Origin of the sequence: Hamadaea tsunoensis DSM 44101 (genome assembly GCF_000428945.1) — a bacterium.
GTDB lineage: Bacteria > Actinomycetota > Actinomycetes > Mycobacteriales > Micromonosporaceae > Hamadaea > Hamadaea tsunoensis.
Window position 1 is genome coordinate 1 of the sequence record NZ_AUAX01000060.1, and the last position, 4,607, is coordinate 4,607.

A 4,607-nucleotide genomic window follows, 5' to 3' on the forward strand; every position below is an offset into this window, starting at 1 on the left:
GAGGTGGCGAAGTCGCCGGTTCCGCGTCTGGGTCGGAATAACGCTCCGCGTACGGATCGGGAGACCGGGTGGACGCAGTTCGTGGTGGAGCTGGTCGCGTACCGGGGTGAGAACGAGGGTGCCGAGACGCTCGCGGTGACGTTGGCGTCGCCGTCGCTGCCGGTTCTGGCGTGGCGGTCGGCGGTCGAGGTGGTCGGTCTGGTCGCGTTCCCGTGGGCGCAGGTCAAGATGGACGACCGGGGCCAGCCGCAGCTCAGCCAGGGTGTGGCGTATCGGGCGCAGGCGATCCGGCCGCTGCTGGCCGACCTCGACAGCGCCGAGGACGTCGTCCTGGTCGACGCGTCGGCCTGAGATCGCGGCAACAAACAAGGTCTTATGCCCGGGGTCGCGGTGTGATTGGCGTCAGTCGCGACCCCGGATCTGGTGAAAGCCCAACCCATCTGGGAGGACTTGTCGTGTCCAAATTTAGCCTGTTCCCGTCGTCGAACCCGGGTCAGGTCACTCTTGTGGAGGCCCCGGCCGCCGCGACGTATGCCCGCAAGGCCCGGATCGTGTTCTGGGTGGTGGGGCTGTCGTCGGCGGTGATCGGCGCGCTGTCCCTCGCCTACACGATGCCGTGGCCGATCGTCGGCATGGTCCTCGGCACTGCCGCCGGGTTCGTGGTCGGGTTCGTGTGCGCCGTCGTGGTGCGGATCTGGCCGGTCCTGCGTGCGGTCTGGCATTGGCTGGCGGAGATCTGCCTGTTCCTGGTGGTCGTCGTCGGCGGCACCGCTCTGGTGCACACCGTGCCGTTCGTGGTCGCCCTCGCGGTGTTCGGTGTCCCGGTCGCGGTCGTCGCCGCGCTGCCGGCGTCGCGCCGGTTCGTGCTGACGGTGTTCTGGTGCACTGTCGACCGGCACCGACTGCGGTCGTTCTGCGCCCGGTTGCTGCGCTCGTCGTCGGCGAAGGGCGGCACCCTGCCGCTGATCCTGATCGCCCGCCCGACCCCGTCGGGTGAGCGGGTCTGGATGTGGCTCCGCCCCGGTCTGACCCTCGCCGATCTGGAGGGTCGCACCGGCGCTCTGGCGGAGGAGTTCGGCGCCCACCAGGTCCGCATCGGGCGGGCCAGCCGTACCCGGGCCGCGTACGTCTACGTGGATGTCGTGCGCCGGGATCCGCTGCGCGCGACGGTCCTGTCGCACCTGCCGGACCTGGTCGCGTTCGACGCGTCGATCGTGCCGACGTCGCCGGGGATGCCGCCGATCGGTGGCCTGAGCCTGCACGAGGTCCCCGAACCCCTCCCGCCGGCGCCGCGTCGTGGCGGCCGCCGCCCCTCGGATGAGGAGGCGTGAGCATGAGCATCGCAACCCTCCCGGCTACGTCAACCGTGCCGGTCGGCCCCGGCCTGTCGATCTTCGAGCCTGCGTTCCTCGGCGCGGACGAGAGCGGCCGTCGAGTGGACTTGTCGCTGATGTGGCGCAACCTGCTCATCGGCGGCACCCCCGGCTCCGGCAAGTCCGTGGCGTTGTCGAACCTGGTCGCGCACGCGGCGCTGTCGTATGACTGCGGCCTGGTCCTCATCGACGGCAAGCAGGTCGAGTTGGGTCTGTGGGCGGACTGCGCGGACGTGTTCGTCGGCCCGGACCAGGGCCACGCGATCCGCACCCTCCAGCGGCTGCAAACCCTGACGGACAACCGATACACGTACCTGCGGGCCGTCGACCGGCGCAAGATCACCCCAGCGGATCCGTTCGACCCGATCCTGATCGCGATCGACGAGATCGCCTACTTCTCCGCCACGGTCGGCGACAAGAAGTCGCAGGACCTGTTCTCCGCGCTGCTACGGGACCTGGTCGCCCGGGGCCGGGCGATCGGCCTGATCGTCGTCGCCGCCACCCAGCGGCCCTCCTCCGACATCATTCCCACGTCGCTCAGGGACTTGTTCGCCTGGCGGTTGGCCGGCTACTGCTCCACCGAGTCGTCCTCCGACATCGTCCTGGGGCGCGGCTGGGCGCAGCGTGGGTTCAACGCCGAGCAGCTCGACCCGGACAACCCCGGCACCGGCTACCTGGTCGCCGAGTCCGGCACCGCTCGCCTCGTCAAATCCGCCTACTTGTCCGATGAGGACATTCGGCACCTCGCGTCGTGGGCCGCGTACACCCGCCGCCCCCACCTGACCCTGCCCGCTTGAAAGGAGACCGATCATGCCCTCATTCCGGATCAGCAGCCTCGCCCGGGTCCCGATGCGGGCGGTCCGCACCGCCACCCGCACCGGCACCGCCCGGCTGACCGCCTGGGCCTACCGACCCAAGGTCGTCTCGATCGAATGCCCGCACTGCGGCAAGTGGGTCCGCCCGCGTAACTACGAGCGCAACGCCTACCTGTGCAAGAACTGCGCTCCACACGTGGCGCACGCCCGGTTCGTCGACCGGCCCGCCGCTACCGCGATCCCGCCCATGGCCGGGGGCCGTCAGGGAGTCCTTGTCAGTCGCCTGCCGATCCGTACCCGGAAGGTGGTGGCAGTCCGATGAGCGCGCACATCAAGGCAGTTCGCATCCAGCTCATCGGCCGTGACATCGACGTGGCTCGCAGCCTCGACGTGCTCCGCGAGGTGTTCACCCTCGCCGACGTTACCCACCTGATCCCGACCGGCGAAACCCACGTCGCCGTGTCCATGACCCTCTCCCGGCGTACCCCGTACGCGGGCGGAACCAAGTAACCCAAGCCTTCTGACCGCTTCCATCCGCTCCGAGACCGCAACGCTCGGAACGGGTGGTGGCCGCCACGAAGGCGACCAGCACCGCCCAGACCAGGCAAAGCCCTAGGAAAGCCCCTGGTCTGGACGGCCCACAACACCCCCGAAAGGGAGCTGTGTGATGCACCCTACCCAAAATCAGGCCCCGTCTGCGGCCGTCGACCTCTCTCCCGACCCCGATGCGGTCACGCGCGCTCGCGCACAGATCACCACCCACCCGGACGCCCCGGACGCGTTCGTCGTGCACGCCCTGGCCCAGATCCTCGACAACCTCGCCACCGAGGTCACCACCGTCTACGGCGCCGAGCAGATCAGCCGTGCGCACGCATACCTGACCGCCCGCGACGAACTGCGGCGCGACCACCTGGCCGGCTTCGCGTACGCCCGCGAGCCCGAGCCCGATCCCTTCACCACCACGCCGACCGCCCTGCCGACGGGCGTGGCCGGCTTCGCCCTTGGGAGGTACGCCCGATGACCCACAAACCGACCTTCACCAAGCCTGACACTCCTGCCGGTGTGCTGCGCGCTGCCGCGCTCTACCTCGAACAGCACGGCTGGACCCGAGACAACTACTACCCGACCGGCAACACGCCGTTCCCGCCCGCCTGCGTCGTAGGCGCCATCGGCATGACCGTTCACGGCAAGCCCTTCGCGACCCCGCTGGACACCCACCGACCCGGGCACAGCCTCTTGCAGGCCGCCATCCTGATCCTCACCGACTACCTGGGCCTACCGGCCAGCATCGACGCCGACGACCTCATCGGCTGGAACGACCACGACGCCACCGATGCCGCACACGTCATCCACACCCTGCGCGCTGCCGCCGACTGGAACAACGGTGGCCAGCGATGACCGACGACAACACCACCTTGACGCCCCGACGTGACGTGGTGGAAAACCCAGAGTTCTCCGCGTTCGCCCGCCGGATCGTGCGCGCCTACGCCAAACGTGTCGCCGCCGGTGACATCGAAGCCCTCGCCGACCTCGTCGGACTCTCCGAAACCCTCGACACCGCCATCAGCGACGCCGTCGCCGGCCTTCGCGCCGAGCCCTACCGCTACTCCTGGGCCGACATCGCCGACCGCCTCGGCATCACCCGCCAGGCCGCCCAACAGCGATGGGGCACCGACATCCCGCAGCAGCGCCGCACCCCGAACCCCGTGCGCGCCAACCGTTCCATGCCGTTCAGGCCGCCAGCCGACCTGTTCGACGCCGCACCCTACCGACGGTCCGGAGGTCTGCGATGACCCACCGCCCGACCGGTCCCGGCCCCACCTGGGCTCACACCTCCAGTCGTATCCAGAAAGGACACCAGCCGTGACCACACCGAACACGCCGCTGCGGATCACCATCCACGACACCGCCGGTGGCACCCTGCCCATCCAGCTCAGCCCGGACACCTACCGGCAGCTCCTCGACATGATCACCGCCGACCGCACCGGCACCATCGCCCTCACCGACGCCACCGGCGAATACGCCGTCCTCGACGTCGCCGCCATCTCCCACATCCAGCAGGAGGCGCCGTGACCACCAACCGCCCCCGCCGCGCTGAAGCATTCGAGGGCTTCATCCTGATCTGCATCCTGCTGACCGTCGGACTGTTCGCCGGAGCAGCCTCGTTCCGCCACGTCCACGACTGGACCATGAGCAACAGTCCCGCCGGCACCGGATCCTGGTTCGGCTGGGCCAACGCAGTCATCTCCGAGCTGGTCCCGATCGCCTCAATGCTCGTCATGCGCCGCCGCAAGAAAGCCGGACAGGCCGTCGGCTACCCCATCTTCCTGCTCGTCTGCGCGCTGATCGTCTCGGTCACCGCACAGGTCGCCGTCGCCCGCCCGACCATCTTCGGCGTCATCGTCTCCGTCATCCCGGC

The 4,607-nt window shown here is 69.4% G+C and carries 8 protein-coding genes and 2 pseudogenes; all 10 read left to right on the top strand.

Annotation, left to right across the window (positions count from 1 at the left end; all coding sequences use genetic code 11):
* A partial coding sequence (locus G401_RS0138840) for a hypothetical protein (RefSeq protein ID WP_211240962.1) occupies positions 1-351 on the top strand: 351 nt, incomplete at its 5' end.
* A gap of 104 nt (positions 352-455) precedes the next feature.
* On the top strand, positions 456-1,331 hold the full coding sequence (locus G401_RS51405; RefSeq protein ID WP_034594478.1) for a hypothetical protein: 876 nt from the start codon (positions 456-458) through the stop codon (positions 1,329-1,331).
* Between the two features lie 2 nt (positions 1,332-1,333).
* Positions 1,334-2,170 carry an FtsK/SpoIIIE domain-containing protein gene (locus G401_RS51410; RefSeq protein ID WP_034594480.1) on the top strand — a complete coding sequence of 279 codons (837 nt, stop codon included), beginning with the start codon at positions 1,334-1,336 and terminating at the stop codon, positions 2,168-2,170.
* Positions 2,171-2,183: 13 nt separating this feature from the next.
* Positions 2,184-2,510: a hypothetical protein gene (locus tag G401_RS0138855; protein WP_027346728.1), complete on the top strand. Its 327-nt coding sequence runs from the start codon at positions 2,184-2,186 to the stop codon at positions 2,508-2,510.
* Entirely contained in the window at positions 2,507-2,698 is a 192-nt protein-coding gene (locus G401_RS0138860; RefSeq protein ID WP_027346729.1) for a hypothetical protein, read from the top strand. The genes G401_RS0138855 and G401_RS0138860 overlap by 4 nt, the downstream gene beginning before the upstream one ends.
* 157 nt (positions 2,699-2,855) lie before the next feature.
* Entirely contained in the window at positions 2,856-3,209 is a 354-nt protein-coding gene (locus G401_RS0138865; protein ID WP_027346730.1) for a hypothetical protein, read from the top strand.
* Positions 3,206-3,586, top strand: a complete 381-nt coding sequence (locus G401_RS0138870) for a DUF6197 family protein (RefSeq protein WP_027346731.1) — start codon at positions 3,206-3,208, stop codon at positions 3,584-3,586. The genes G401_RS0138865 and G401_RS0138870 overlap by 4 nt, the downstream gene beginning before the upstream one ends.
* A pseudogene (locus G401_RS51415) lies at positions 3,583-3,870 on the top strand (hypothetical protein); the annotation flags it as partial. The gene G401_RS0138870 and the pseudogene G401_RS51415, both read left to right, overlap by 4 nt.
* A gap of 181 nt (positions 3,871-4,051) precedes the next feature.
* A complete protein-coding gene (locus G401_RS0138880; RefSeq protein WP_027346732.1) occupies positions 4,052-4,261 on the top strand; it encodes a hypothetical protein in 210 nt (69 codons plus the stop codon).
* A pseudogene (locus G401_RS0138885) lies at positions 4,258-4,607 on the top strand (DUF2637 domain-containing protein); the annotation flags it as partial. The gene G401_RS0138880 and the pseudogene G401_RS0138885, both read left to right, overlap by 4 nt.